Origin of the sequence: uncultured Fibrobacter sp. (assembly GCF_937877005.1) — a bacterium.
GTDB lineage: Bacteria > Fibrobacterota > Fibrobacteria > Fibrobacterales > Fibrobacteraceae > Fibrobacter.
The window spans coordinates 1-3,542 of record NZ_CALEFV010000313.1 but is presented as its reverse complement, the minus strand read 5'-3'; the positions used below and the strand labels follow the sequence as shown (position 1 = coordinate 3,542).

Sequence of the window (3,542 nt, the reverse complement as noted above, 5' to 3'; positions counted from 1 at the left end):
ACATAAAAACAACTTTTTTCAAGATTTTCTATCAGAAATTTTCTATATGACTCAAGATGAGACATATAGGAGATTCTTCCAGATTCTCATGACAGGAACGGCAATCCAGGGGCCTTTCCGGTTCAAGAAATTGCAAACCCGGGAACAATAAGGTAAATTTAAAGAACGATGAAACCGATTTCCGACTACGACAACTACCGAACCTACATCAGGGATTTTTACGAAGAGCGCAAGTTGATGACGGGCCTGTCGTGGCGCGGCTTCAACAAGATGGCCGGATACGCCAGCACAAAGTTCTTGAAACTCGTTTGCGACGGGAAGTCGAAATTGAGCTGCGTCGGCGCCGCCCGCCTGTCAAAAGTCATGGGGCTTTCCAAGATCCAGACATCCTACTTCTTGGCGCTGGTCACCTACTGCAATTCCCCCGTAGAAAAGAAAAGGCAGGCCGCCCTTGAACAGATGCACACCCTGGCAAAGGACGACAGGATCCGGGTCGTAGGGGGCGACGGCTACGAATACTTCAAGAACTGGTGGAACCCGGTGCTCCGGGAACTTGCCCCCAGGATTGCCAATGCCACGCCGTCAAAAATCGCGAACATGCTCCACGAGAGCGTGACTCCCGAGAACGTGAAGAAATCCCTGGATTTCCTGGTCCAGGCGGGTTTTCTGAAGGAGCGGCGCAACAGGTATATCCAATCCGACAAGGCAATCCTTGGCTCGTCCGAGAAGATTCCGCGGGCCATCCGCGGCATGCACAGGCAGATGGCAAGGCTTGCGGAGAAGGCCATCGAGGCGTTCCCTGTAACGGAGCGCAACTTTTCGGGAATGACGGTCGCCGTAAACCGGGCGGCATACGAGCGGATTGTAAACGAACTGGACTTCTGCCGCAAGAAAATCGCCGGAATCGTTTCTGCCACGGAGAGTTGTGACCGAATTTACAGGGTGAACCTGCAGTTGTTCCCGTTGACAAAAGAGATTAAAAAATGAGATTTTCCCCGAACATTCTATCCATCCCCTGCCTTGCGTTCCTGTTCTGCACCGCCTGCAGCGATTCGGAAAAGGAAATCGCCAACGGCTACACCGAAGAGCAGAACGCCAGCCTGGACAGCGCCGCCTATGCAAGGCTCATGACATGGGAACCCAAGGTCGCCCTGAGGCTCGTGGAAGTCAAGGACAAGGAACGGGGCTTGTCGTGGTTCGATGTCGATTTTACCACAGCCGCCAAGCCCTACTACGAGCATGCGGGCGAAACCGTCGGCGAAGCCTGCACCGTGGAGCTGTATGCCGAACAGAACGGCGTCCGCATGAACTTGACTCGCACCTACAAGAAGAACATCTATACGGAATTTTTGAATCGGGATTCGCTGGACGCTGTAGTGGAGGATCACCTGGACAATTCTTACGACGGCGACAGCGCCACAGCAAGTTGCCGGGCGGATTCTACGGCCTTCGCAGACTACTGCGCCGAAAACGGCGGGGCCGTGACGGACCTTTTCAAACTGGACCGTTGCAGCGTGCTTCACTTGACATGCGTCATGAAGTTCACGCCGAAAGTTGCCGCCGATGAATACTTGCAGGCTACGGCCAAGAGAATGAAGGATATCTGCATTGCCGAGTTCTACGCCCCGGGAGAAGACGCTGAAGCCGACTCCACGCTCCTTGTGGACAAGCGGGACGGTCAAGTGTACAGGACGGTAAAAATCGGCGAACAGGTGTGGATGGCGGAGAACCTGAACTACGCCTATCGGGCTTCTTCGGAAACCATGGATTCCCTCAGTTACTGCCCGGAAGGAAATCCCGCCAACTGCGAAAAATACGGGCGGCTCTATACATGGGCCGCGGCAGTGGGCTGCACCGAAGAGCCCTGCGATATCGGGCGCAATGTCCAGGGGATATGCCCAGAGGGCTGGCGCGTGCCGAACCTTGACGACTTCGAGATTCTCGAAGAAGAAATGGGCGGGCGCGACGTCGCCGGGAAAAAGGCGGCGGCAGAAGAGTTCATGGGAACGGACGATTACGGGTTTACGGCACTGTTCCCGGGTTATTCCGTTCTGCCGCCCGAAACGGAAAGGCAGGAAAAGTATTTCGGCTACGGGGCCTTCTTTATCATGACTTCGACGAACATGGGAATCCCGCAGCATTGGAGATTCCTTTTCGGCGATACCAGCTCGAATGTCGAATTGGCTTCGTCATACGCATTCGAATCGCTCCGCTGCATAAAGGGCGCGGCGACGGAAAATTCAGGGGGGGCCGTGGACCCTGCTCAGGTTGTCGCCGGGACCTTCACGGACGAGCGCGACGGGCGGACTTACGCCACCACGACGATAGGTTCTCAGACATGGCTTGCCGAGAACCTGAAATACAAGGGGGATTTCACGAGTTACTGCTACGAAAACGACGACGAGAACTGCGAAAAATACGGCAGGATGTATTCTCCCGACGACGCCAAGACGGCCTGCCCGGAGGGTTGGCGGCTGCCGTCCGCCCAGGACTTTGTAGACCTGGAGGATAACACCGGGAAGGACATGACTGCTCTCAGGACGACCGAAGGCTGGGAAAGCGGAAACGGAAGCGATCTTTACGGATTCAGCCTTTACCCGGCAGGACGCTACAGCATCATCGGGAACACCCTGAAATTCGTGCAAATGGGAGTGGCTGCCTATCTATGGACGGACACGGAAAGCGAATTCGGGACGCTCGTTTTTGACGGACTCAACATCGGTTACCCGGCAACGTCCATGACATCGGACAACTACCTGAATGTCCGATGCCTAAAGGATTGACGAAGCGGGAAACGGCGCAAGACACGGCAAGACGCCCGCTTCCAGAAGTTCACTGAATTCCAACGCAATAAAGCCCTTGAATTCTGATTTTCTTCCATACGCTTACCAAGATACAAATTTTCAGTTCAAGATCTACCAATAGATCCCGGCTCGGGGGCCGGGATGACATTCTAAGCTAGAACACGACCAGGTCGTTCTTGTGGATGAGTTCGTCGGCGACATCCTTGCCCAAGAGTTCATGAATCTGGGCGGTCTTCTTGTGAAGCACAAGTTTCAAGGTTTCGCTGTCGAACTTCGCGACACCGCGTGCCACCGGCTCGCCGGTCTCGCTCAAGACTTCAATCAGGTCGCCCTTGTCAAAGTGCTTCTTGACGGCGCACACGCCCACGGGGAGCAGGCTGGAATGCTTTTCGCGCAAAGCCTTCACGCCACCCTCGTCCACCACCACGGCCCCGCGCGGAGTCGTAATGAAGCTGAGCCAGCGCTGACGGCTGTTGAGCTTTTTCTTGGAACCTACAAAGAGCGTTCCCTGCGCATTTTCAAAAATCACCTGGTGCGGCAATACCTTCATGCCGCTCGCGAGGAACGCGTTGCAACCACTCTTGGTCACGTTGCGAATCGCTTCGAGCTTGCTACGCATTCCGCCGGTACTCACGGCGGAGCCCGTCTCACCGGGCTTACCCGCGAGCGCAAGCACTGCAGGCGTAATTTCAGGCACAAAGCGGAGCAGTCGGGCGTTCGGATTCTTCTTCGGATTGT

At 55.2% G+C, this 3,542-nt stretch carries 3 protein-coding genes; 2 read left to right on the top strand and 1 reads right to left on the bottom strand.

Going from position 1 to position 3,542, the window contains the following annotated elements:
• Positions 1–168: 168 nt before the first annotated feature.
• Positions 169–987, top strand: coding sequence for a TIGR02147 family protein (locus Q0628_RS13815; protein ID WP_298771944.1), 819 nt, complete (start codon positions 169–171; stop codon positions 985–987).
• Positions 984–2,783, top strand: a complete 1,800-nt coding sequence (locus Q0628_RS13810) for an FISUMP domain-containing protein (protein ID WP_298771941.1) — start codon at positions 984–986, stop codon at positions 2,781–2,783. Before Q0628_RS13815 ends, Q0628_RS13810 begins: the two co-directional genes overlap by 4 nt.
• A gap of 175 nt (positions 2,784–2,958) precedes the next feature.
• Here Q0628_RS13810 and Q0628_RS13805 read toward each other — a convergent pair.
• A partial coding sequence (locus Q0628_RS13805; protein WP_366979165.1) for a PUA domain-containing protein occupies positions 2,959–3,542 on the bottom strand: 584 nt, incomplete at its 5' end.